The organism is Variovorax sp. efr-133-TYG-130 (assembly GCF_030208835.1).
Lineage (GTDB): Bacteria > Pseudomonadota > Gammaproteobacteria > Burkholderiales > Burkholderiaceae_C > Variovorax.
Window position 1 is genome coordinate 55,479 of the sequence record NZ_JARVTD010000032.1, and the last position, 22,316, is coordinate 77,794.

Sequence of the window (22,316 nt, forward strand, 5' to 3'; positions counted from 1 at the left end):
CGGGGCTAGCAGGCCGATGCCCTTGGTAAGGGAGAAGACTCTTGTCGGTGTACCAGCTTGCTCAGCATCACCTTCAGGCTGAGCGGATTGGTGTGTGCCACCTGTTTGGTCGAGTCTGCTAAGAGCCAACTCACTTGTCTTGAGTCGAGTGGGCTTGTGTGGCGCATCCTCGGACAAGGTCAACGAGCTGAATAGCGTTGTCTGGAACAGCATTGCCGCGCCAAGCAATGTGCTGATCCGGCCGTGAGAGGACAAGCTTGTACGGGTAGAGCCGAACTGCTTCGGGTGAACTGACGTCAAGGACTTTCAGCGGAACACCGCGTTGCATAGCTGCTGCACGAATGGCATCAATTTGGACCGTAGGATCCATCCGTAGGAGGGTGTACTCAGGACCGAGGACATCATAGAGAGAGGTGCCGTCTTCCAGCCAGAAATGCGGAGTACGGCATCCTGGAACGGTAGACGGCGTGAACTGGTCCATGGAGTAATCGGGTGGCTCCTGTCCGTCGTAGACGATCAAGGGCGATGCGTCGTAGAAGTAGCCGAAATTCAAGCCGCCACAACAGTATTGCTTGACGTTCAAGTCGTATAGCGCCTGGCCTGCCATCTTTCGCGCGGCCTGTCCTTCCGCGCTAAGCTGTTCGATGTCCGCCGGCACGCCCTCGCGCTCCTTCTGTAACGCGAGAGCGTGGTTCATCGCGAATTTCGACACCTGCTCGGTGAGGGGCATCCTTTCGGCTTCGTAGGCGTTGAGAATGCCTTCGCCACCCCATCCGTTCAGTCGCGCGGCCAGTTGCCATGAAAGGTTCATCGCGTCGGCAATCCCCGCATTCATGCCGTAGCCTGCCATGGGAATCCAGAGATGGCAGGCGTCGCCGCAAATGAAGACGCGCCGATCTCGAAACTTGTCGGCTACCAGACGACGTCCAACCCAGTCCTCCTTGGAGATGACTTCGTACTGGAAATCTTGCCCTACGCCCAGGATCGTGCGGATCGCCCAGTCGCGATCAACGGCTTCAAAGTCCGTTTCGTCCGCGCGCAGATAGTTGTGCAAAAGGAACGTTTCCCGACCATCGATTGCGTACACGTTCCCACTGCGCCTGGGGTTCAGTGAAAACGTAGCCCATGCCGGAGCGTCCTTGGCCCGAGAAAGCAGATCCGGCGCTCGAAAGAATGTCGACTGGACGCGGCCAACCACATCGGTGCCTGAGAACCTGGCACCGATCGCTTTTCTCACGAAAGATTTGCCGCCATCGCAGCCGATCATGTATTTGCAGCGAATCCGAATCCTCTTGCCGTCATCCAAGTGGATTCCGATGGCGTCTACGCCTTCAGCGTTCTGAGTGAACCCATCGACACGCACGCGATTGAGGATTCGAACTCCGGCTGTAGCTTGCGCGTGTGCGAACAGGATCGGTTCAAGATAGATCTGGTTGATCCGATGCGGGGGTTCGGGTGTCGGCCACCAGCCGTCTGGCCCGCTCTTGTCGGTGTATCGATGCTCGCGGGCCGGTATCTTGATGCGAGAGAGCTCGTCTCCTGTGAAAGTAGTCCGGTAGGAGACGTCGTTGGGATAGTGGGGCGGAAGGCCTGCGTTCCGAACCGCATGGGCTACTCCCAATCGACGGAAGATCTCCATAGAGCGAGCCGAAACATGATTGCATTTGACGTTTGGCGCCTCGCCCCGATGGCGAATCTCTGCGACGAGCACCGAGATGCCACGTTGAGCCAAGTCGATAGCGAGTGTCAGTCCAACTGGGCCGGCGCCCACGATCAGTACCTGAGAATGAAGAGGTGGCGACATTGTTTTCCTTGATCTTGAGAGCAGTCCCCTGATTACAGTCAGAGCCAAAGAAAATAGGAAATGAATCTTCCATGTCGATTCATAAAGCATCTTTATATTTTCTGCCCTCAGTACGCCAGCTGCGAGCTTTCGTGGCGGTCTATCAATCTGGCAGTGTCTCGGCCGCAGCTCGGGAGTTATCTCTGACTCAGCCGGCGGTGAGCGTTCTCCTGAAGGAACTGGAAGAGCGCTTGGGATTGCGCTTGTTCGATCGCAGTACGAGGATTCTGCGAAGAACCGAAGCCGCATCGCAGGTCATCGACTATGCGGAGCGCGCCCTGACAGAACTCCATGCGATGGCGGCGGCGACGCGGCGGCTGACGGATGTATCAGAGGGACGAATCCGAGTCGCGGCCACCGCCGCGGTCGCTCAGACTTTGCTGCCGCATGCACTTCGGCAGTTCGAGCGTGAACACCCCGGCATCACCATCGAGATCTTCGAAGTGACACCAAGTGATTTTGTGGAAGCTGTCGCTGCGGAGCGTGTCGATTTTGCGGTTGGAACCCTAGAGGCTCCAGTTCCCGGTCTTCGGGAGGACGCCGTGATGCACGACGTTCTGGTCGCTGCGGCGGGCACTTCGGATGGTTTTCCGGAAGGGACGTCAATGACATGGAGGCAGCTTTCCGCGCTGCCGATTGTGACCGTTCGCCCTGGCTATGGGATTCGTCGAAAGATAGAAATCGCGGCTGCAGAAGCGGGAGTGAGCCTACGGATCGCCCATGAGGTCACGCTGTTGGGGACCGCAGTCGCCCTTGCGGCTAGTGGCTTGGGTGTCACCGTCGTTCCCTCTTCTGTCGTTGCGCGCACGCCGGGTCTTGCCATCCGGCGCCTGACACGCCCTATCGTCGAGCGTGTCATCTCCATCGTGACCAAGCACGAGAGATCTCTCTCGCCGGCAAGCGAAGCTTTCGCCAAGTTCCTTCGTCGAACTAGCCTTGAATTTGCAACGCGGCACCGCGGCCGACGCTAGATGAGGAATGCCGGCGCTGATTACCCTGCGATGCCCGCTCGTCGCAGCATTGCATCGAAGATCAGGCGATGGATCTCACTGCCGCTAGCGACGCGCGTTTCCGGAACGGTCTTGAGGATTTCAGCCGGGATTTCCCGATTGGAGCCGCGACCACCGTCAGAGGCCAGTTGTATTTCGCAGCCGCGCTGCAAAGTCCACAACCTGTTGAATGCCGTGGGAATGTCGGGACCGACGACCAGCAGGCCATGGTTGCGAAGGATCAGATGGTTCTTCTTCCCGAGGGAAGCAACCAGCCGAGGCTGCTCGTCTTCATTGGTCGTGACGCCCTCGTAGTCGTGATAAGCGACATCCCCATACAGCATGGCGCTGTAGAAGTTGTCGTGACGCAGCCCTTCTTCCTTGCAAGAGATAGCGCACCCCGCAGTGGTATGCACGTGCATGATGCAGTGGGCGTCATCCCGTGCAGCATGGATGGCGCTATGGATGATGAAGCCAGCCTTGTTCACGCGTGCGGTGCTGCCGTCTCGGATATTCCCGTCGACGTCGATGCGCACCAGATTGTGTGGCGTGACCTCTGAATAGTGCAGGCCGAACGGGTTGATCAGGTACTGCGGCTTTTCCTCCGCAGGCGCCGGTACGCGGGTCGTGATGTGGTTGAAGATGAGTTCGCTCCAGCCCAGCCAGTCGAAAAGCCGGTAGCAATTGGCGAGATCAGTTCGAAGGTTTGCTTCGGTTTCCATCGTGCGTTCACCTCTTTTCCTGGTTCAAGCCGCCGACACACATGTACTTGGTGTGCATGTACTCTTCGATGCCCACTCGCGATCCCTCGCGGCCCATGCCCGATTGCTTGATGCCGCCAAAAGGGGCGACCGCGGTGCTGATGATCCCCGTGTTGATGCCGACCATCCCGGCTTGCATGGCGTCGGCCACTCTCCAGACACGAGCGATATCGCGCGAGTAGAAGTAAGAGGCGAGACCGAACTCCGATGAGTTGGCGATCGCGACGGCCTCCTCTTCTGTACTGAACCGGATGATCGGGGCCACCGGACCGAAGATTTCTTCATTAGCAATCTTCATCTCGCCCGTCACGTCGGCAATAACCGTCGGCTCGAAGAAGGTACCTCCCAGAAGATGGGGTGTTCCACCCGCGACGATCCGCGCGCCCTTGCCGAGCGCGTCTGCGAGCAGCGTCTGCACCTTGTCCAACGCATCGGTGTCGATCAGCGGGCCTTGCTGAACATTGGCGTCCCGACCATCGCCGACCTTAAGGGCTTTCACGGCGGCAGACAGCTTGGCGACGAAGACGTCGTGGATGCCTTCTTGCACAAGAAGTCGGTTCGCACAGACGCAAGTCTGGCCGCTGTTGCGGTACTTGGAGGCGATTGCACCCTCGACGGCAGCGTCGACATCCGCATCGTCGAAGACGATGAATGGCGCATTGCCACCGAGCTCGAGCGAAAGCCTCTTGAGAGACGGAGCGCACTGAGCCGCAAGGATGCGGCCAACCTCCGTGGAGCCCGTGAAGCTGAGCTTGCGAACGACCGGATTGCTCGTCAGCTCTGCGCCGATTTCCCGCGCCTTTCCTGTTATCACGTTCAAGACGCCTGCAGGAACGCCGGCTCGTTGTGCGAGGGCCACCAAGGCCAGCGCTGAAAGCGGCGTCTGTTCCGCCGGTTTGACGATGATCGTGCATCCCGCGGCCAAAGCCGGTGCCACCTTGCGGGTGATCATGGCTGCAGGGAAGTTCCAGGGCGTGATGGCTGCACAAACACCCACCGGCTCGCGTTTGACCAGAATCTGCTTGTCGGACCAGGGGGATGGCACGACGTCCCCGTAAGTGCGTTTGGCCTCCTCGGCGAACCATTCGATGTAAGAGGCGGCATAGCCAATCTCGCCCTTGGCCTCCGCGAGCGGCTTTCCCTGCTCTGCGGTCATGATCGCTGCCAGGTCGTCCTGGTGCGCAAGCATCAGCTCGTACCAGCGGCGCAAGATGCGCGCCCGGTGCTCGGCGGTGGTGCGGCTCCAGTCGCGGAAGGCTGCATCTGCGGCCAGGATTGCTCGACGAGTTTCGAGTCCGCCGGCGCACGGGACAGTTCCGACAAGGGAGCCATTGGAAGGATTGCGAACCTCGATGGGTTGGGTGCCCGCATCGTTGAGCCACTGGCCGTCCACGAAGATCTGCGAGCGCAGCAGAGATGAGTCTTGAAGCTGCAGCATCAGTATGCTCCTGAAGAAAGAGCGGGCGCGGCAGGCGCTCCCCTGAACTGGCCCAGCAGATCCTTGGCTGCGCGCACCAGAAGCGTCGTATCGACGCCTACGGCAGTGAAGGTCGCACCTGCCTCCAGATACTTTCTGGACAGCGACTGGTCTGCGGACAATACGCCTGCCGCCTTGCCCGCGGCGACAACCGAGCGGATGCCCTGGATGATGGCTTCCTGGACTTTAGGATGGCCAGGCTGACCCAGCAGGCCCATCGAAGCTGACAGGTCCGCCGGTCCGAAGAACACGCCATCCACGCCATCGACCATCGCAATTTCACCAACCTGGGTGAGTGCTGCAGCGCTTTCGACTTGAACCAGAAGGCAAATGTCGTCTGCGGCCTTGGTGAGATACCCGTCGATCTGGTTCCAGCGGGAGGATCGCGCGAGAGCGCTACCCACGCCCCGGATGCCTTCGGGCGGGTAGCGCGTTGCAGCCACGAGTTGCCCAGCCTGCTGCGCTGTCTCCACCATTGGGATCAGCAGAGTCTGTGCACCGAGATCTAGAAGCTGCTTGATACCGGCCACCGTTCCCTCGGGAGGACGCACGACCGGGTGAGACCTGTACGCGGCGACTGCCTGCAGTTGAGCCAGGACGCTCCTCAGATCGTTGGGGGCATGTTCTCCATCGATGAGGAGCCAGTCATAGCCAGTTGTCGCGAGTGCTTCTGCGACATAGGGGTCGGCGAATCCGACCCAGAGACCCAGTTGGACTTGTGCGCTGCGAATCGCTTGCTTGAAGGTGTTCAGAGGCATATGCATGACCAGCCCTCAAATGAAGCGGAACTCGAACCGGCCCAACGTACCGTAGTCGGCATCGAAAACGTCGCCACGTTTCGCCGCGACGGGCCGGGTGAACGATCCTGCGAGGACGACCTGACCGGGCTGCAGGGACTCACCCCAAGGCGCAAGCTTTTGAGCCAACCAAGCAATCCCGACCGCGGGGTGCCCTTGGACGCCGGCGGCAAGACCGGTCTCCTCGACGACGCCGTTCTGCCTCAACACGGCACCGCACCAGGGGAGATCGATCTCGGAAGGTGTGGCCTTTCGGCCACCGAGAATGATCCCCGCGTTGGCGGCGTTGTCGCTGATCGTGTCGTACACCTTCCGCATGACCTTCGTGTGCCGGTCGAACTGTTCGATCCGAGAGTCGATGATCTCAATCGCGGGCTGGACATACTCGGTGGCCGCGAGCACATCGGCGACCGTCGTACCTTCGCCTTCGAGCTTGTCCTTAAGGATGAAGGCGAGCTCGACTTCCACGCGAGGTGCGATGAAGCGGTCGGAGGGGATGTCGCCGGGCTCGAAGAACATGTCGTCGAGCAGTGTTCCGTAGTCGGGCTCGGTGATCTGGCTGGCTTGCTGCATGGCGCGAGAAGTCAGGCCGATCTTGTGTCCCTTGATGATGCGGCCTTCGGCCAGCTTGAGCTTCATCCAGGCGCGCGAGATGGCGTAACCATCCTGGATGTTCATTTCCGGAAAACGCTTGGAGAAATGCTCGACTTGTACGCGGGATTTCTCGCTCGCGTAAAGCTCAGTCGCGAGCTGATGAATCAAGTTGTCATTGAGCATGAAGATCACTTTTCCTTGTTGAAGAGGGGGTGCAGGTTGCTGTGCTTTCCGTCGTAAACCTGTCCTGGACTCTCGTCGATCTGCAGAGTGCAGCCCATCAGCTGATTGCTGAAGATCGGTTCGAAATGGGCTTTGACTGCATCCATGAGTTCGTCGCCGGCCCTTTTTTTCACTGCCGCCGAACGGCCTGAGCCCATTCGCAGATTCAGGTAGACGAACGCATAGTCGTTCTTGCCGTCGGCCACGGCATGGTGCGCAGCCGGATAGGCCAACACTCGTGTGCCGCCCGTCGGGAAAACTTGACGGCCCGTCTCGTCGCGCTGCTCGAGCATGACGTCGGCCAGGCGCCGACATAGCGCTGTCAAATCGGTGCGGCTTTCGGTGTTCGGTGTGTAGAGAACGATCAGATGAGGCATTGTTCGATAGATGCTGGACAGCCTACAGTCGAGAGACTGTCTGGAAGCCGTCGGCACTGGACGCTTGTGGTTTCGGAATGGCTCGACCGTCTTGCGGCGTCACTGGGAAGAGCGCGTTGATCTGTCCTGTGGCCGAAGAGCCGAAGTAGGGTGTAACCACCTCGGCCCTGCCGTCATAGGCAGACCACCCCAGTGCGCCAAGCACCATGGCTGTGTCGTGCATGAACCCCTCGCCGTGGCCTTTGGACGCGTACTCGGGAAGCATTGCGCAGAAGTCGGCCCATTCGCCGTCCTCCCACATCTTCACGACGTCATGATCCATGCGCTCGAGCAGCGGGCTCCAGACCCGGTCGGCATACCGTGGCGCGAGCCCGTTCTGGGCAAATCGATGAGACAGGGAGCCGCTCGCAAAAAATGCCACGGTCCCGTCGTAATGCTCCTCCACCGCGCGGCGCATGGCCCAACCCAATCTGGCGCTGTCGTTCAAGTAGTGGCTGGTGCACAGGGCCGAAACGCAGATCACCTTGAAATGCAGGTCCTCGTTCATGTATCGCATGGGAACCAGGGTGCCGTATTCCGGCCCCAGCGTAGTGGCATCATGCGCGAGCGTCTCGACGCCCCATTCGTTGCAGGATTTCGCCAACAGCCTGCCGAGACCCGGGTTGCCTGGAATCTCATACGGCATGTTGCTGATGAAATGGGGAAGCTCGTTGCTGGTATAGACACCTTTGAAATGAGGGGCGCAATTCAGGTGGTAACTCGCGTTGACCAGCCAATGTGTGTCGAAGACCACGATGGTGTCGACGCCCAGCTCGCGGCAGCGCAAACCGATCGTCTTCAGGCCGTCTATCGCAGATTGACGACTGCCCTTGCGCGGTCCATCCAGCTCGCTGAGATAAAGCGAGGGAACGTGCGTGATCTTGGCCGCGAGGGCGAGCGTCCCCATGCTCAGACTCCCCAGTGCGGAATGTGGTGCGAGCCCAGCGACACCGCCACGTTCTTCGGCTCGCAGAACACCTCGTAGCTCCAGGTGCCGCCTTCGCGGCCCGTGCCCGAGGCCTTGGTGCCGCCGAAGGGCTGGCGCAGGTCGCGCACGTTCTGGCTGTTGACGAAGCACATGCCGGCTTCCACGGCCGCGGCCACGCGGTGCGCCTTGCCGATGTTCTCGGTCCACACGTAGCTGCTCAGGCCGTACTGGATGTCGTTGGCCAGGCGAATGGCATCTGCCTCGTCCTTGAACGGAATCAGGCATGCCACCGGGCCGAAGATCTCGTCCTGCGCAATCTTCATGCGGTTGTCCACGTCGGCGAACACGGTGGGCACCACGTAGTTGCCCTTCTTCACGCGATCGGGCAGGTTGGCCGGGCCTTCGAGGCCGCCGCACAGCAAAGTGGCGCCTTCCTTCGGGCCCAGCTCGATGTAGCTGCGCACCTTGGCCAGGTGGGCCTGCGAGATCATCGGGCCGACGATGGTCTTCTCGTCCAGCGGGTCGCCCACGGTGATGCGCTTCGCGCGCTCGGCGAACTTCGCGGCGAAGTCGGCGTAGATCGACTGCTGCACCAGGATGCGCGAGCCGGCGGTGCAGCGCTCGCCGTTGTTGCTGAAGATCATGAACACGGCCGCGTCGAGCGCGCGGTCGAGGTCGGCGTCCTCGAAGATCACGAAGGGGCTCTTGCCGCCGAGCTCCATGCTGAACTTCTTCAGGCCCGCGCTCTTCACGATGCGGTTGCCGGTGGCGGTGGAGCCGGTGAACGAGATGGCGCGCACGTCGGGGTGGCTCACCAGCGGCTCGCCGGCCTCCTTGCCGTAGCCGTGCACCAGGTTCAGCACGCCGGGCGGAATGCCGGCCTCCAGCGCCAGTTCCCCGAGGCGCGCGGCCGTCAGCGGCGAGAGCTCGCTCATCTTCAGCACGGCGGTGTTGCCGAAGGCCAGGCAGGGCGCGACCTTCCAGGTGGCCGTCATGAAGGGCACGTTCCACGGGCTGATGAGCGCGCACACGCCCACCGGGTGGAACAGCGTGTAGTTCAGGTGCGTGGGCGTGGGGTAGGTGTGGCCGTCCACGCGCGTGCACATCTCGGCGAAGTAGTAGAAGTTGTCGGCCGCGCGCGGCACCAGCTGCTTGCCGGTCTGCGCGATCACCTGGCCGCAGTCGTTGGTCTCGGTCTGCGCGATCTCGGGCACGTTCTTCGCGATCAGGTCGCCGAGCTTGCGGATCAGCTTCGCGCGCTCCGGCGCGGGCATGCCGGCCCACTTGGGGAAGGCTTCCTTGGCGGCGGCCACGGCCGCATTCACCTCGGCTTCGCCGCCCGAGGCGACTTCGGCCAGCACTTCCTGCGTGGCGGGGTTGACGGTTTCGAAGTATTCGTTGCTGGCGACGGACTTGCCGCCGATGAGATGATCAACTCGCATGTGTGATTCCAATGGTTTCAAATGGGGGCGCCTTGGCGACCAAAGAGTTCGTCGCCAGCGATGGTGTTCACGAGACAACCGATGCCGTCGATCTCGCAAACGACCTCATCCCCGACCTTGACGTCGACCACGCCCTCGGGCGTCCCTGTGAGGATGACGTCGCCCGGAGAGAGCGTCATGAACGCGCTCAGGTATTCGATGAGGTACGGAATGTCGAACACGAAGTCGCGCGTATTGCCTTGCTGCGTCACTTGTCCGTTAACTAACGTGCGCAGCTGTAGCTCTACCTTCTCTCCGATATCGGCTGCATCGACAAACCAGGGGCCTAGTACGGTGCCGCCGTCGCGGTTCTTGACGCGCAGGTTGGGGCGATACCAGTTCTCAAGGTAGTCCCGGATCGCGTAGTCATTTGCCACCGTGTAGCCGGCCACATGTTCCATTGCGTTGGCGCGATTGACATTGCGTGCCTCCTTGCCGATCACGACGGCGAGTTCGCACTCGTAGTGCATGAACTTGACGTCTGCAGGGCGCCTGGTCACAGCTCGATGTCCGATCACGCTGCCAGGGCCCTTGAGGAAGGCCAAAGGCTCATCCTGCGCTCCGAACGACAGTTCCTTGGCGTGGTCGGCGTAGTTGAGACCCAAAGCGATGATGGTGCCGACTTCGAAAGGAGGAAGCCAGACCACGGATTCTTCGCCGACGATCCGGCCATCGGCGAGAAGCAACCCATCTGAATGAGGAATTGCCTCGTGGATAGCGCCTGCATAGGCGACGCGTGCGCGTTTCATTCAGCACCTCCAACGAAGCTGGCATGTGCGGTTCCGACTTGGTCGATCTCGACTGCGACGTCCTGTCCCGCACGTGCGCGCGGCGCACCATTCGGTACACCGAGCAGCAAGATGTCTCCAGGGGACAGCGTCATGAAATCCGTGACGTCTGCCAGAAGTTGTGCCGCCGGTCGGATCATTGCGTCGAGACTCCCCTCTTGAACAAGCTTGTTGTCGAGATAGGTTCTCAAGGTCAATGCGTTGGGATCTACGATGCTTGCGCTTGACACAACGCCATTGCTCAGGATCAGTGATCCATCCCTGGCCTTGAATCGGATGGCGGGGCGGTAGAAGCTTGCATGAGGTACGCTCAAGTCGATCGCCACGGTGTAGCCGGCGATGTAGTCCAGTGCATCGCCCGCGGAAATGCGGCAAGCGGTGCGTCCGACGATCAAGGCGAGCGAGCCACCGACCTCCCACTCGGGAATCGTCTTTGTCGTGGCGACATTCATGCCGGAAAGACGGAACGTGTTTCGTGGCTTGACATACAGCACCGGCGCCTGAGGGGGCGCCTTGTAGGGGGGGTGCAACGCACTCTCACCCAGTGCTTCGAGTGAGTTGCGGTCGTTCAGAAGGGGACCGTAGACCGTGCCGGTCAGGCGGTACGGTGCAAATGCAAATTGATAGTCGTGGGGATTCACACTCAGATCTCCGCGGGCCACGGACGCGGCCATCGAGTCATTGGTTGACGGTGGTGTCAATCGGCCGCCAGCTCGGCCAACTCCACCATTTCTTCGCAGTGGACGAGCTCGTCGTCTCCGCTTTCGGGGTTGCGCAGCATCAGCCAGATTCCGTCACCGATGTTCTCGACGACTTCAGCCACCGTGCCGTTTTTCAGCCGGATACCTTGTCCCGGCTTGACACTCATGAGATTGAGCATGGCGTGAACCTCCTCAGAAAAAGATGCTGAGGTTCTTGGCCAGAAGCACATTCTGGTGAATGCGGATCTCGCGTCGGCAGAGCTTCCAGCCGTCAGCAGTCTTGCGGATTCGATCCTTTCGGTCACCCACGAAGAAGTATTGTTCATACTCGCAACGGTTCTGGTAGGTCAGGAAGCGACTCGACACATCGACCTCCAGATCGCCGTCGCCGTTGGCCTGCATGGCCGTGAGCTGCACGTTGCTCACGAGGCGGCTGACGCGAGACAAGGGCTCTTCGGCCCAGTGCACGCCGGTCATGATCTGCTCTGCGCGCTTGGTCAGGGTCCACTTGCCTTCGTTGAACCAGCTCATCTGCTTCTCACGCGTGGTGAGCTCGCGGCGAGCGTGTTCGCCCGCCTTGACGTTGTACTCCATGGGCATGAAGTACTCGAGGTCCTCCGCGAGTGTGTCGATCCACTCCTTGAACTGCCGGTCGTCCAGCAGGTTGGCCTCGTCGTAGAGGAACTCCTCGATCTCGCGCTTGACTTCGTAGTATTTGGCGTCGCGCGAAAGACGGGTGGCGAGTTCAACCACCGGTTCTGCGAGTTCAGACATGATTTCTCCTGGTATTTGGGGGTCAGTGGGTGACTGGAATGGGGCCGCCCTGGTGAGCGAAGCAGCCGACGTCAATGACGGTTCCCGAGATTGCCGCTGCATCTTCGGAAAGCAGAAACGCGACGGCGTTGGCAAGGTCTCGCCCATTGGCCGGACGGCCGGCGACTGTTCCGGGCGCCGGTTTGCTCTTGAAGGCGTTTACATCTCCGCCCACGCGGCCAACGCTCATGCCGGACACGATGCCGCCCCCTCCTGGAATCGCGACGTTGACACGGACGTGATCATGGAAGTGGTCATATGCCATGGCGGTGCTCAAGGCGACGATGGCCCCCTTGCTGGCGCTGTAGATCGCCATGTTGGGCTTTCCCCAGCCTGCACCGGAACCGATGTTGACGATCGAGCCGCCGCCGGCGCGGATCATGTGAGGCAGGACGGCGCGCGACATCAAGTAGGTGCCCTTGAGGTTCACGTCCACGATGCGATCGAATGTCGACTCGTCTGTCGTGAGGACCGTTCCCAGCGGTCCGATCGCCGCGTTGTTGACCAAGCCATTGATCGCGCCATACTTCTTGAGCGTGTGCTCGACGACCTTCTGGACGTCCGCCGGATTGGAGACGTCCGCCTCCAGAACCTCGGCCTCGCAGTCCACGCTTTTGAGCTCAGCCTTCACATGGTCGAAACCGTGAGCGGTACTGGATACCTGCGGCTGAGCCAAGCCAAAGGCCACGACCTGATGCCCCCGTTTGGCGAGCTCGACCGTGATCGATTGACCCAGGCCGAACGTGCCGCCAGTGACGATAACAACGCCCATGATCAGGCGGCGAAGCTCGCCGGCTCCTTGTCCTTGCGTCCCAGCAGGGTGTCCCAATCGGCACCATTCATGTAGTCGCGCCAACGGCGATAGAACTGCCGCGGGTTTTCTTCGCTGACCTGCAAGCTCACACTGCCTGCCACAGGGCTGTTGACCTCGACCTTGCCCAGCGACTGGGCATAGTTGTACGGGTAGCGCTTGGCAATCACCCCGCGGCTGCCCGCCGTGGCGTAGTTCCAGTTCTCCATGTCGTCTTGCTCCGTCATGCCAGCCGGACCGGAATAGCGCATGTAATAGGTGCGCAGGAAGTCTTTGACTTCCTGGGGTGCGTCAGCGTCCACAAGGAAGAAGCGCCAGGCTTCTGTCGACTCGGGACCATGCGGATGCCATACGCACAGGTTGCGCGGCTGGTTGCCGTGGAACGAGACATTCGGATAGATCGTGCCGACGAATGGCACAAGCCGATGTTGTTCGGCGCCGAGCCGTTCCTTGCGCTTGGCGTGAGCCTCCCGGAAGTATTCGGCGACGATGGGGTTGTTCTGGTAGGTGTCCAGGAACTCCCATGTCTCGGGCATGATCGCGCTGTGGACGCCGTGGCCGGCAGGGAAGTTCACCCACAGATGCTTGGCTTTCTCCAGCTCATTATCGCGGCGACCTTTGGCGCCCGCTTCAGCGGAGGGGCCGATACCGATCATGTCCACGGAGCGGTGGCTGACGTTGTGATAGGTGTCGCCGAGGAAGTTCTCCGCTGCGAATTTCCAGTTGCACGGGATGATCCACTTGTGCACGCCGAACAGCACCTCAGAGCCGCCTTCGCGGCCGTCTCTGCAGTCGAGCGCGAGATCCAGGTGCATCTTGGCATCGCCAAGGTACGTCATGAAGTCCGGCGCGTCCTTGTCCCAGGTTGCCCACACCGTGCCTTTGTAGATTTCCATCTTCGGCACTTCGATCAGCGACCAGTCTTCCTTTTCCAAGCAGCCTTCGTAGAGGTTCTTGTATTGGGGCACGCCGAACAGCTTGCCGTCCGTGGTGTAGCTCCAGCTGTGATACGGGCAGGTGAACATCTGCGTGTTGCCGTGGTCGTACTGGCAGACCTTCATCCCGCGATGGCGGCACGAGTTCAGGAACACGTGGACTTTCTTTTTCTTGTCGCGAGCCAGGATCACCGACTCACCCCCCATGCGGGAGGTGAAGAAGTCACCGGGATTGGGCACTTGGCTCTCGTGGCCGACGAACAGCCACGCACGGGTAAAGACCTTCTCCAGTTCTTCCTGGTAGATCTCCTTGTCGGAGAAGATTTCGCGGCTGATCTCGCCCTTGCGCAGGTTGATCATCGCGTTGTAGCGGGATTCGGTAGTGATCGGAATCATGGGTTATCTCGGTTGGGATTGAGCGAGGGCTGGGTAATCAGGCAAATCGTTCGCAGAGCACGTCCTGCTTAGGCAGGCCAGCCGCTTCCGCGGCCTTGCGGCCGGCTTCGACCATCGGCGGTGGACCGCAGAGGTAGACCCTGGTGGCAGGGTCGAGGCCAAGGCCGGAGATGAGATCGGTCGCATAGCCTTCATGGCACTCCGCATTCGCGTCTTGCTCCACAGCCAGCCTTACCTGCACATGTGGCACTGCTTCACGAAGTGCCTTGAGTTCGTCCAGCGCGAACAGGTGCCCGGGGGTGCGAGCACCAATCAGCACCGTGGTCGGCTGGCTCTGGCTCTTTCCATTCATGCTGCGCAACATGGAAAGAAAGGGGGCTACGCCGGTGCCACCCGCGACGAAGAGTCGTGGGCGTTCTTCATCGCGCAAGAAGAACGTCCCATGGGGAACGCTCAACTCGACTTTGTCGCCCGCCTTGGCGCCGTTCAGCCAGTTGGAGAACGAACCATCAGGCACAAGGCGGACGAAGAACTCCAGATGGTTGCTGCCAGGCAGATTGGCCATCGAGTACGAGCGATGGAAATCGGTGCCCGCCGGGTGAATGCGGACGTACTGCCCCGGTTCAAACTGAATGCTCTCAGGAATGGAGATTTCGAGCCGCATGGTCTCGCTCGCGATCCGACTGACAGCGACGACCTCGCCATCGATGGGGGCGGGCTCTTCTGCGAGTGCTTCCGCGGACTCGTAGGGGAGCTCGACTGCACAGGGACCGGTCACGCGGCAGACGCAGGGCAGGACGGTGCCGGCGTCGCGGTCTTCGTCAGGCAGTACTGCTGTGTCGTAGTCCTCCATCTCCACCGTACCCGAGAGGAGTTGTGCGGTACAGGTGCCGCACTGTCCATTGGAACAGTCTGTCAGGAGATTCAGTCCGGCCTCGCTAGCAGCTTCGACGATTTTCTTGCCGCACGGCACGTCCAAGCGATGCGCGACGCCGTCTGAAAAGAGCAACGTGACCGGGACGATCGAACTCATGGTGGGTCTCCTTTTTTTGTCCGCTCAATGGACTTGAAATCCATTGTATGGACTTTTTTGGTTTTGGGTCAACTTGTCCATGTGGCGGACAATATGACCTCGCCCATCAAAATTGAGAGGAGTTCCCTTGGCTACTGCGGAAAAGAACGAAAACGTGCGCGCTGTAGGACGTGCGCTGGAAATCCTGCTGGCATTCACGGCGCAGGATTTCGAGCTTTCACCGTCCGAATTGCTCAAGCGCGTAGACCTGTCGCGGCCGACGCTGTATCGGTTGCTCTACACCCTGGAGGAGCAGGGATTTCTTGTCTCTGTTGGCGAGCCCCAGCGCTTTCGGCTCGGTCCTGCGGTCGCTCGGCTTGCGCATGTGTGGACGTCAAGCCTGGATCTCGCAGCCGTGGCTGAGCCAGTCTTGAGACGGATTTGGCGGACCACCAACGAGACGGTGGCCATGTTCATTCCGCAGCGCGAACTGCGCTTGTGCGTGGCCGAGTTGCCAAGTCCGCAGCCCCTGAATTTCAAGCGTGGAGTTGGCTACACCGAGCGCATCGCCCTCGGGGCGACAGGGCGCGCAATCCTGGCTTACATGGAGGCGAGTTCCGAAGAACTGCGTGACTACGTGCAGGGCACCAAAGTCAACGTCAAGGAGTTGGAGGCGGAGCTGGTGCAGACCCGGAAACGGGGATTTGCAAGCAGCCATAGCGAACTGATTCCCGGCGCGGTGGCTGTCGCAGTCCCCTTCTTTGACAGGCATGCCCAAGTCGCCGGCTCGATCGGGGTGTTCGGACCCGAAGTCAGGTTGGACGGCGCGCGTCTCAAGCAGATCACGAAGCTATTGCAGACGGAAGCCCAGAGTCTGTCGGCAATGCTGGGCTATGGAAGCAAGGAGGCTGCTGTCTCATGAATTAAATCAGTTGCCTGCGATTTGTCCGCCAAGCGGACGACATGATCAGAATTTGACGCAAGTCGAACGATGTCCATAAAATGGACTATCGATCCACCCTGCGGACATGGATTGATTACGTCGCCCCTACCGGCCCAACGGAGACAAACGCAATGCATAAGCCACCGGCACACTCGCGCAGGATCATCCTGCGCATTCTTGGCAGCACGCTCGCTACCACTACTTTTCTTGGAGTTCCGCCGCTCGCGGCTGCACAGGAGTACCCCGACAAGGCTGTCAAGATCGTCGTGGGCTTCGCCCCTGGCGGCACCAACGACATCCTGGCCCGCTTGGTTGCGGCCAAACTTCAAGACCGCCTGAAGCAGGCGTTCGTGGTCGACAACAAGCCTGGCGCGAACTCAGCCGTTGCCACCGACTTCGTGGCGAAAGCCAAGCCGGATGGCTACACGCTGCTTGTGTCATCCAGTGGAGGGCTGACAGTGAATCCGGTGCTCATGAAGAGCATCGGATACGACTCTGTCAAAGATTTCGAACCGATCGCGCTGCTCGGCTCATTTCCGCTTGTCGTGACGGTCCCCGCAGGCCTGCCTGTGAAGAGTCTCTCGGAGCTGCTCAGCTACAGCAAGAAGACCAAGGACGGCATGCTTGACCACGGTGTGGCTTCCTCGTCGTTTCAACTGGTTGCCGAGACGCTTTCTAGCGCGTCGAACGTCAAGTTCAACCACGTCAACTACCGCGGCTCGGGCCCGGTGGTTGCAGCGCTTTTGGGGGGAGAGGTCCAAGTCGGGATCCTCGACAGCGCCGCCGTAATGCCCCAGGTCAAGGCGGGCAAGCTCAAGGCATTGGCGGTGACGACCGGCAAGCGCTCGGCCGTCTTCCCGGACATTCCCACGGTAGCTGAATCAGGGTTCCCCGGCTACGACGTCCCCATCTGGACTGCATTGATGGCCCCGAAAGGGACGCCCGAGCCGGTGCTTATCAAGCTGCGCGCCTCGGTGGCCGAGATCCTCAAGGAAAAGGACATGGTGGACAAGATGCACGCGCAGGGCATGGACCCCGGTGATACCGATGCATCCGCGCTGTCCAAGCGCATCGCCAGTGACATTGCGCGTTGGACCAAGGTGGCCAAGGCCGCCAACCTCCAGCCCGAATAAGAAAACCCAGGAGACAAACCATGAAAACTTCAATCTGGCGTCTGATCGCCACGTTCGCCCTTTCGTCCGCTGCCTTCGCGACAGCGAGCGCGCAGCAGTTTCCCTCGAAACCCATCACCCTGGTCGTGCCGTTCGCTCCTGGGGCTTCTGCCGACGCCATCGCACGCGTGGTCGGCAAGGAGATGTCCCAGCTGTTGGGCCAGCCGGTTGTCGTCGACAACAAGCCAGGCGCAGGCGGCGCCTTGGGGCTGATGGCGGTGGCACGCGCAAGCGCGGACGGCTACACCATCGGCCTGGGGGCCACGGGTGCTATCGCGGTGAATTCTCATCTGCCAGATGCGCCGCCTTTGAAGCCGCAGAGCGATCTGTCTCCCCTCGGAAAGATGGCCGACATCCCGCTGGTCGTCGTAGCCTCCGGCTCCGCCGGGTACGGCAACCTGCAGGCGTTCCTGGCCGATGCGAAAGCAAAGCCCGGCAAGATCTCGTACGCAACTCCTGGACAGTACACATCCCAGCATCTGTCGGGGGAACTGCTCGCGAAGATGGGTAATGTCTCCATCTCGGCGGTGCCTTATCGCGGAAGCGGCCCTGCGGTCACCGATCTGCTTGGCGGCGTCGTGCCGGTCGCCGTCGTCGACCTCACGTCTGCCTACCCCCACATCAAGGCGGGAAAACTCGTTGCACTGGGTGTGACCAGTGCGGAGCGAAGCAAGGTTGCCCCGGAGCTTCCGACGATTGCTGAGGCAGGTTTGAAGGGATATGCAGCGCCCGCGTGGATGGGGCTTTTTGTCGCCGCAAAGACCCCGGCCGATGTGAAGGCGAAGCTCTCCGGTGCACTGCAGAAGGCGCTGTCCAACCAGGAGGTGCGTCACCAAATCTCGAATTTAGCTGCAGAGCCTGCCTACATGGATCCGCAGGACTTCGGTCAGTTCATCGCCGGTGAATCCAGGAAATGGGGTGACCTCATTTCGCAGATGCCTCCACCCGCGAAATAGGAGGATGCGTCATGATGCTCAGAGCATTCGCCGCTTGGCTTGGGATGATGGTTCTGGCCTTGTCCTTTCCTTCGATGGCTCAGGAATGGGCGCCGTCGAAGCCGATCAAGATCGTGGTGCCGATCGTAGGCAGCACCAATGATGCGCTGGCTCGGCTGATCGCACCGAAGCTTCAGGAAGCATTGGGCCAGCCTGTGATCGTCGACAACAAACCCGGCGCAGGGGGCAACATCGGCGCGGAGTTCGTCGCGAAAGCTCCGCCCGATGGGCACACGCTGCTCGTAGGGTACAACGGGCCACTGGCCATCAATCCGTCGCTCTTCGAGAAGATGCCCTTCGACCCGAAGACGGATCTGGCGCCGATCACGCTGGCGGTGAAGTCACCGCAGTACCTGGTGGCGGGACCCGCGGCGGATTTCTCCACCGCCAAGGAGTTCATCGCCAAGGCCAAGGCGAGTCCGGGCAAATATTCCTATGCCTCAGTGGCCATGGGCAGTGCTTCCCATCTGACGATGGAAATGCTCAAGGCGGCGGCGCGTATCAATGTCACGCACATCCCCTATCGGGGTGCCACTCCCGCCGTGACGGACCTGCTTGCAGGCAATGTGCATGTCGCATTCATGGTGCCCGGAAATGTCCAGCAATTCGTGGCCACCGGGCGGCTGAAGCTGCTGGCAACAACGGGAGAAAAGCGGTTCCGGAGCTCTCCCGAAATTCCCACGCTCATGGAACTCGGCTATAGAGATCTCGAAGCCACCAGCTGGGTTGGATTGCTCGCTCCGGCGGGAACGCCCAAGCCGATCATTGACCGCTACCACGCCGAGCTCGTCAAGATTCTGAATTCCCCGGAGATCACTGCGCGGCTTCAAGACATGGAGTTCGAGGTTGTCGCTAGCACGCCGGCCCAGTTCGCGACCTGGATTGCATCCGAGTCCAAGAAATGGGGCGCTGTCGTCAAGTCGACCGGAGCCAAGGCCGAATGAGCGAGGTGATTGCCCCAGTTCGGCCGGACGCCTGCTTTCCCTTCGAGCGCGGAGTCAAAGTTTTGCGCTCGACTTTTTTTCCTCCCCATACCTTTTCACTTCACGCGATATACACATGACCGCCAAACCGCAATCCACCGGGGGCCAAGCATTGGTCGATGGCCTGATCAAGCACGGCATCAAGGATCTCTTTCTGATTCCAGGCATTCAGCTCGACTGGGCCGTTGACGCATTGCGCCAGCGAAGCGAGGAAATCCGTCTGTTCATTCCGCGACACGAGCAAACGACTACCTACATGGCAGACGGCTACTACCGCGTGACCGGCAAGGTCGGTGCCGCCATGGTGGTGCCAGGCCCCGGAGCGCTCAATGCCGGCGCGGGGTTGGCGACGGCCTATGCGTCTAACTCGAAGGTCCTTTTCGTGACCGGTCAAATTCATTCCAGCGGCATTGGCAAGGGCTGCGGTTTGCTGCACGAGATCAAGGACCAGTCTGGCTTCGTTCGAGGGCTGACCAAATGGAATCACATGGTCACCGCGCCTTCCGATATCCGCGTCTCTCTGGACAACGCATTTCGCGAACTTGATCGCGGTCGCCCGCGTCCGGTTGGCCTGGAAATTCCGCATGACTATCTCAGTGCGTCGGCCAGCATCGATCCAAGAGCCGCAGATGCCGCACAACCGTCAACCACGCTGAGCCCGGAAGATCTGATTCAGATTCAAGGCGCGGCCAAACTGTTGGACGGAGCACGCTTCCCAGTGATCTATGTAGGTGGCGGCGTGATCGCAAGTGGGGCTCACGCCGAACTGCAGCGCCTTGCAGAACGGATCGGTGCACCAGTTGTCATGAGCGACAACGGAAGGGGCGCCCTTGACGACAACCATCCGCTGGCGATGAACGCGCTGGCAGGACGCGCGGTGTTCGAGCATGCTGATGTGGTGCTCGTCGTCGGCAGCCGGTTCGTGGACGTGCTCACTCCCACAGCTTCGTGGCCCGCCGGAAAGGTGCGGTACATCCACATCAATATCGATGAAGCGGACTTGGGTGCACCGAGGACGCCCGAGGTCTCTCTTGTGGCCGATGCGCTGCCGGCCTTGCGCGAACTCGCAGAACGAGTCAAAGCGAATGTCCGCTTGTCCAATGAAAGCGCAGAGTCGGTCAAGGTCTGGGCGCAGGGTCAGATCGACTTGGTCGAGCCGCAAGCATCCTATGTGCGAGCAATCCGCAGAGCGATGCCGCACGATGGTGTTTTCGTCAACGAGCTGACTCAGGTCGGCTATCTGGCCCGAATCGCATTCCCCGTGCATGCACCGCGCACCTACATCGGACCAGGGTATCAGGGCACATTGGGCTACGGTTTTCCCGTTGCGTTGGGCGCAGCGGTCGGTGCAGCAGGCCGCAGGGTCGTCTCCATCACTGGCGATGGAGGCTTCGGTTGGAACATGCAGGAGCTGGCGACTGCGCAACGCTATCGGCTTCCCATTACGTTGATCGTTTTCAACGACGGTCACTATGGCAATGTCCGCGCCATCCAAAAGCGGGAGTTCGGCGCGGAAGTCGGTGTTGACCTGACCAATCCAGATTTCGAATTGCTGGCGCGCGCTTTCGGTGTCGCGTTCCAGGCGGTTGGCTCGCCGTCGCAGTTGGAGGCGGCAGTGCGCGAAGCGAATGCACATCCTGGGCCTGTACTGATCGAAGCGAAGGTGGGCGTGATGCCGAGCCCGTGGCACCTCCTGCGGCTTCAACCCATGAAGGGAATGAGCGGTCCGGCGGCACCAGCCAATCCGCTGGGCGAGGCTGCACGATGAGATCCTATGACAGCTTCTATGCCGATGGCGCTTTCGTTAGATCCGGCGGTGGCGCTGCAATGCCCGTGGCGGACCCTTCGACCGGGCGTGTCATTGGCGAAGTTGTCCCCTGCTCGCCGGAGGACGTCGATCAAGCTGTCAGAAGTGCTTCCGCTGGTTTTCAACTGTGGTCCCGGTCTTCGCAGGAAGAACGCAGCGAAGCCCTGACTCGTCTGCATGCAGAGCTTCACAAGCGTGTCGATCAGGCGGTCTCGGCGCTGGCCCTTGAAATGGGATGTCCTGTCTGGCTGGGCCAGCTCATGCAGCTTCCGATGGCCTTGAAGGGCCTGGAGTTCGCGAGAGACGGTATCGAGCAGATCATCTGGACCGAGCAGATCGGCAATGGGAAGGTTGAAAGGGTACCGGCTGGAATCGTTGCCGCAATCACGCCCTGGAACTTTCCGCTGCATCAGATCGTCGCCAAGGTCGCACCGGCGATTGCTGCCGGGTGTTCGGTCGTCTTGAAGCCGAGCGAGGTGTCCCCGGGGGCCGCGCAGGTGTTCATGGAGGCAGTCCACTCTGCCGGCATTCCTCCCGGCGTGGTGAACCTGGTTTGGGGCGGTCCCGACGTTGGCGAAAGGCTCGTTCGGCATGCCGATGTTCACCACATCAGCTTCACCGGGTCCACAGCCGTCGGCCGCCGCATCATGATCGCGGCGGCGGAAGATCTGAAACCAGTCACGCTCGAGTTGGGCGGAAAGTCTGCTGCGGTCCTTCTCGATGATGCGGATCTGGACGCGGCTCTGGCCGCCGTGGTTCGCTTGAGCATGGCCAACTCCGGGCAAGCGTGCGTGAGCCAATCGCGCCTCATTGCACCGCGCGGACTGCTCGGTCAGATTGAAGAACGCCTTGAAGCCGCATTGACGCAGTGGCCGATCGGAAATCCGCTGGATATGCGGACACGTTTGGGGCCCGTGGCGAGCCGCGGTCAGCAGGAGCGCGTACTGAGCATGATCGCTCATGCACGTGAGCAGGGTGCTCGTCTTGTCTTAGGTGGGGACAAGATGCCGGAACACCTCGCTCGGGGCTGCTATGTCTTGCCAACCGTTTTCTCGGATGTCCGGTCCGACATGGAGATTGCTCAGGAGGAAGTCTTTGGCCCCGTCCTCTCGGTGATTTCCTATGACTCGGAGGGGGAGGCTGTGGCGTTGGCCAATTCGACCCGTTACGGACTGTCTGGCGCGGTGTGGTCAGCAGACCCTCTCCGAGCCCTCGCGGTTGCCCGAGATATGAAGACTGGCCAGGTAGTGATCAATGGTGCGGCGCAAAACCTTGCGACGCCGTTTGGCGGATGGGGATGGTCTGGTTTCGGACGAGAAAACGGCCGATTCGGGATCGAGGATCTCTTACGGTACCGCTCCCTGCACGGAGCTTGATTCAGGCTCTTGGTGCCATGCACAGGTAAAAAATGCTTAGAAGAAATTTCCTCGCAGCCACCGCGGCTTGCTTGCT

At 60.6% G+C, this 22,316-nt stretch carries 22 protein-coding genes; 7 read left to right on the top strand and 15 right to left on the bottom strand.

The window, feature by feature from the left end:
• Window positions 1-130: 130 nt before the first annotated feature.
• A complete protein-coding gene (locus tag QRN67_RS26855) occupies window positions 131-1,804 on the bottom strand; it encodes an FAD-dependent oxidoreductase (protein ID WP_350226948.1) in 1,674 nt (557 codons plus the stop codon).
• 71 nt (window positions 1,805-1,875) lie between these two features.
• Between QRN67_RS26855 and QRN67_RS26860 the strand changes: the two genes are divergently transcribed.
• Window positions 1,876-2,814 (top strand): LysR family transcriptional regulator, encoded by a 939-nt coding sequence (locus tag QRN67_RS26860; RefSeq protein ID WP_285414343.1) that lies wholly within the window; start codon window positions 1,876-1,878, stop codon window positions 2,812-2,814.
• A 20-nt stretch (window positions 2,815-2,834) separates the two neighbouring features.
• On the opposite strand, the gene QRN67_RS26865 is transcribed toward QRN67_RS26860, so the two are convergent.
• Genes QRN67_RS26865 through QRN67_RS26930 form a run of 14 tightly spaced genes read right to left on the bottom strand, consistent with a single transcriptional unit; the run spans window position 2,835 to window position 14,985 of the window.
• Entirely contained in the window at window positions 2,835-3,554 is a 720-nt protein-coding gene (locus tag QRN67_RS26865; protein WP_285414344.1) for a class II aldolase/adducin family protein, read from the bottom strand.
• Between the two features lie 7 nt (window positions 3,555-3,561).
• Complete coding sequence (locus QRN67_RS26870) at window positions 3,562-5,031, bottom strand: NAD-dependent succinate-semialdehyde dehydrogenase (RefSeq protein WP_285414345.1); 1,470 nt, start codon at window positions 5,029-5,031, stop codon at window positions 3,562-3,564.
• Entirely contained in the window at window positions 5,031-5,834 is an 804-nt protein-coding gene (gene hpaI / locus QRN67_RS26875) for a 4-hydroxy-2-oxoheptanedioate aldolase (protein ID WP_285414347.1), read from the bottom strand. The genes QRN67_RS26870 and hpaI overlap by 1 nt, the downstream gene beginning before the upstream one ends.
• A gap of 9 nt (window positions 5,835-5,843) precedes the next feature.
• Window positions 5,844-6,644: a 2-oxo-hept-4-ene-1,7-dioate hydratase gene (hpaH, locus tag QRN67_RS26880; protein ID WP_285414349.1), complete on the bottom strand. Its 801-nt coding sequence runs from the start codon at window positions 6,642-6,644 to the stop codon at window positions 5,844-5,846.
• Between the two features lie 5 nt (window positions 6,645-6,649).
• On the bottom strand, window positions 6,650-7,060 hold the full coding sequence (locus QRN67_RS26885) for a 5-carboxymethyl-2-hydroxymuconate Delta-isomerase (protein WP_285414351.1): 411 nt from the start codon (window positions 7,058-7,060) through the stop codon (window positions 6,650-6,652).
• 22 nt (window positions 7,061-7,082) lie between these two features.
• The gene (gene hpaD / locus QRN67_RS26890) at window positions 7,083-8,006 is read right to left on the bottom strand and encodes a 3,4-dihydroxyphenylacetate 2,3-dioxygenase (RefSeq protein WP_285414353.1); all 924 of its coding nucleotides are present in this window, start codon (window positions 8,004-8,006) and stop codon (window positions 7,083-7,085) included.
• Between the two features lie 2 nt (window positions 8,007-8,008).
• The gene (hpaE, locus tag QRN67_RS26895) at window positions 8,009-9,469 is read right to left on the bottom strand and encodes a 5-carboxymethyl-2-hydroxymuconate semialdehyde dehydrogenase (protein WP_285414355.1); all 1,461 of its coding nucleotides are present in this window, start codon (window positions 9,467-9,469) and stop codon (window positions 8,009-8,011) included.
• Window positions 9,470-9,486: 17 nt separating this feature from the next.
• On the bottom strand, window positions 9,487-10,257 hold the full coding sequence (locus tag QRN67_RS26900; protein ID WP_285414356.1) for a fumarylacetoacetate hydrolase family protein: 771 nt from the start codon (window positions 10,255-10,257) through the stop codon (window positions 9,487-9,489).
• Window positions 10,254-10,937 carry a fumarylacetoacetate hydrolase family protein gene (locus QRN67_RS26905; RefSeq protein WP_285414357.1) on the bottom strand — a complete coding sequence of 228 codons (684 nt, stop codon included), beginning with the start codon at window positions 10,935-10,937 and terminating at the stop codon, window positions 10,254-10,256. The genes QRN67_RS26900 and QRN67_RS26905 overlap by 4 nt, the downstream gene beginning before the upstream one ends.
• A 56-nt stretch (window positions 10,938-10,993) precedes the next feature.
• Window positions 10,994-11,176 carry a hypothetical protein gene (locus QRN67_RS26910; protein ID WP_184605429.1) on the bottom strand — a complete coding sequence of 61 codons (183 nt, stop codon included), beginning with the start codon at window positions 11,174-11,176 and terminating at the stop codon, window positions 10,994-10,996.
• A 13-nt stretch (window positions 11,177-11,189) separates the two neighbouring features.
• Window positions 11,190-11,771, bottom strand: coding sequence for a 3-phenylpropionate/cinnamic acid dioxygenase subunit beta (locus QRN67_RS26915; protein WP_184605428.1), 582 nt, complete (start codon window positions 11,769-11,771; stop codon window positions 11,190-11,192).
• A 22-nt stretch (window positions 11,772-11,793) separates the two neighbouring features.
• Window positions 11,794-12,582 (bottom strand): SDR family NAD(P)-dependent oxidoreductase, encoded by a 789-nt coding sequence (locus QRN67_RS26920; protein ID WP_285414358.1) that lies wholly within the window; start codon window positions 12,580-12,582, stop codon window positions 11,794-11,796.
• A 2-nt stretch (window positions 12,583-12,584) separates the two neighbouring features.
• Entirely contained in the window at window positions 12,585-13,952 is a 1,368-nt protein-coding gene (locus QRN67_RS26925) for an aromatic ring-hydroxylating oxygenase subunit alpha (RefSeq protein ID WP_285414359.1), read from the bottom strand.
• Window positions 13,953-13,989: 37 nt separating this feature from the next.
• Window positions 13,990-14,985, bottom strand: a complete 996-nt coding sequence (locus QRN67_RS26930) for a 2Fe-2S iron-sulfur cluster-binding protein (protein WP_184605425.1) — start codon at window positions 14,983-14,985, stop codon at window positions 13,990-13,992.
• A 127-nt stretch (window positions 14,986-15,112) separates the two neighbouring features.
• Between QRN67_RS26930 and QRN67_RS26935 the strand changes: the two genes are divergently transcribed.
• The 6 genes from QRN67_RS26935 (at window position 15,113) to QRN67_RS26960 (ending at window position 22,240) form a co-directional block, all read left to right on the top strand.
• Window positions 15,113-15,886: an IclR family transcriptional regulator gene (locus QRN67_RS26935; RefSeq protein ID WP_184605424.1), complete on the top strand. Its 774-nt coding sequence runs from the start codon at window positions 15,113-15,115 to the stop codon at window positions 15,884-15,886.
• Between the two features lie 152 nt (window positions 15,887-16,038).
• Window positions 16,039-17,040: a Bug family tripartite tricarboxylate transporter substrate binding protein gene (locus QRN67_RS26940; protein ID WP_285414360.1), complete on the top strand. Its 1,002-nt coding sequence runs from the start codon at window positions 16,039-16,041 to the stop codon at window positions 17,038-17,040.
• A gap of 20 nt (window positions 17,041-17,060) precedes the next feature.
• Window positions 17,061-18,035 (top strand): tripartite tricarboxylate transporter substrate binding protein, encoded by a 975-nt coding sequence (locus tag QRN67_RS26945; RefSeq protein ID WP_285414361.1) that lies wholly within the window; start codon window positions 17,061-17,063, stop codon window positions 18,033-18,035.
• Between the two features lie 11 nt (window positions 18,036-18,046).
• Window positions 18,047-19,018 carry a Bug family tripartite tricarboxylate transporter substrate binding protein gene (locus tag QRN67_RS26950; RefSeq protein ID WP_285414362.1) on the top strand — a complete coding sequence of 324 codons (972 nt, stop codon included), beginning with the start codon at window positions 18,047-18,049 and terminating at the stop codon, window positions 19,016-19,018.
• Between the two features lie 115 nt (window positions 19,019-19,133).
• Complete coding sequence (locus tag QRN67_RS26955) at window positions 19,134-20,825, top strand: thiamine pyrophosphate-dependent enzyme (RefSeq protein WP_285414363.1); 1,692 nt, start codon at window positions 19,134-19,136, stop codon at window positions 20,823-20,825.
• Window positions 20,822-22,240 (top strand): aldehyde dehydrogenase family protein, encoded by a 1,419-nt coding sequence (locus tag QRN67_RS26960; protein WP_285414364.1) that lies wholly within the window; start codon window positions 20,822-20,824, stop codon window positions 22,238-22,240. The genes QRN67_RS26955 and QRN67_RS26960 overlap by 4 nt, the downstream gene beginning before the upstream one ends.
• Window positions 22,241-22,316: the final 76 nt, after the last annotated feature.

Bases quoted from the DNA above. Each gene is read 5' to 3' on its own strand.
- QRN67_RS26855 (WP_350226948.1), bottom strand. From the start codon at position 1,804: ATGTCGCCACCTCTTCATTCTCAGGTACTGATCGTGGGCGCCGGCCCA.
- QRN67_RS26860 (WP_285414343.1), top strand. From the start codon at position 1,876: ATGTCGATTCATAAAGCATCTTTATATTTTCTGCCCTCAGTACGCCAG.
- QRN67_RS26865 (WP_285414344.1), bottom strand. From the start codon at position 3,554: ATGGAAACCGAAGCAAACCTTCGAACTGATCTCGCCAATTGCTACCGG.
- QRN67_RS26870 (WP_285414345.1), bottom strand. From the start codon at position 5,031: ATGCTGCAGCTTCAAGACTCATCTCTGCTGCGCTCGCAGATCTTCGTG.
- hpaI (WP_285414347.1), bottom strand. From the start codon at position 5,834: ATGCATATGCCTCTGAACACCTTCAAGCAAGCGATTCGCAGCGCACAA.
- hpaH (WP_285414349.1), bottom strand. From the start codon at position 6,644: ATGCTCAATGACAACTTGATTCATCAGCTCGCGACTGAGCTTTACGCG.
- QRN67_RS26885 (WP_285414351.1), bottom strand. From the start codon at position 7,060: ATGCCTCATCTGATCGTTCTCTACACACCGAACACCGAAAGCCGCACC.
- hpaD (WP_285414353.1), bottom strand. From the start codon at position 8,006: ATGGGGACGCTCGCCCTCGCGGCCAAGATCACGCACGTTCCCTCGCTT.
- hpaE (WP_285414355.1), bottom strand. From the start codon at position 9,469: ATGCGAGTTGATCATCTCATCGGCGGCAAGTCCGTCGCCAGCAACGAA.
- QRN67_RS26900 (WP_285414356.1), bottom strand. From the start codon at position 10,257: ATGAAACGCGCACGCGTCGCCTATGCAGGCGCTATCCACGAGGCAATT.
- QRN67_RS26910 (WP_184605429.1), bottom strand. From the start codon at position 11,176: ATGCTCAATCTCATGAGTGTCAAGCCGGGACAAGGTATCCGGCTGAAA.
- QRN67_RS26915 (WP_184605428.1), bottom strand. From the start codon at position 11,771: ATGTCTGAACTCGCAGAACCGGTGGTTGAACTCGCCACCCGTCTTTCG.
- QRN67_RS26920 (WP_285414358.1), bottom strand. From the start codon at position 12,582: ATGGGCGTTGTTATCGTCACTGGCGGCACGTTCGGCCTGGGTCAATCG.
- QRN67_RS26925 (WP_285414359.1), bottom strand. From the start codon at position 13,952: ATGATTCCGATCACTACCGAATCCCGCTACAACGCGATGATCAACCTG.
- QRN67_RS26930 (WP_184605425.1), bottom strand. From the start codon at position 14,985: ATGAGTTCGATCGTCCCGGTCACGTTGCTCTTTTCAGACGGCGTCGCG.
- QRN67_RS26940 (WP_285414360.1), top strand. From the start codon at position 16,039: ATGCATAAGCCACCGGCACACTCGCGCAGGATCATCCTGCGCATTCTT.
- QRN67_RS26945 (WP_285414361.1), top strand. From the start codon at position 17,061: ATGAAAACTTCAATCTGGCGTCTGATCGCCACGTTCGCCCTTTCGTCC.
- QRN67_RS26950 (WP_285414362.1), top strand. From the start codon at position 18,047: ATGATGCTCAGAGCATTCGCCGCTTGGCTTGGGATGATGGTTCTGGCC.
- QRN67_RS26955 (WP_285414363.1), top strand. From the start codon at position 19,134: ATGACCGCCAAACCGCAATCCACCGGGGGCCAAGCATTGGTCGATGGC.
- QRN67_RS26960 (WP_285414364.1), top strand. From the start codon at position 20,822: ATGAGATCCTATGACAGCTTCTATGCCGATGGCGCTTTCGTTAGATCC.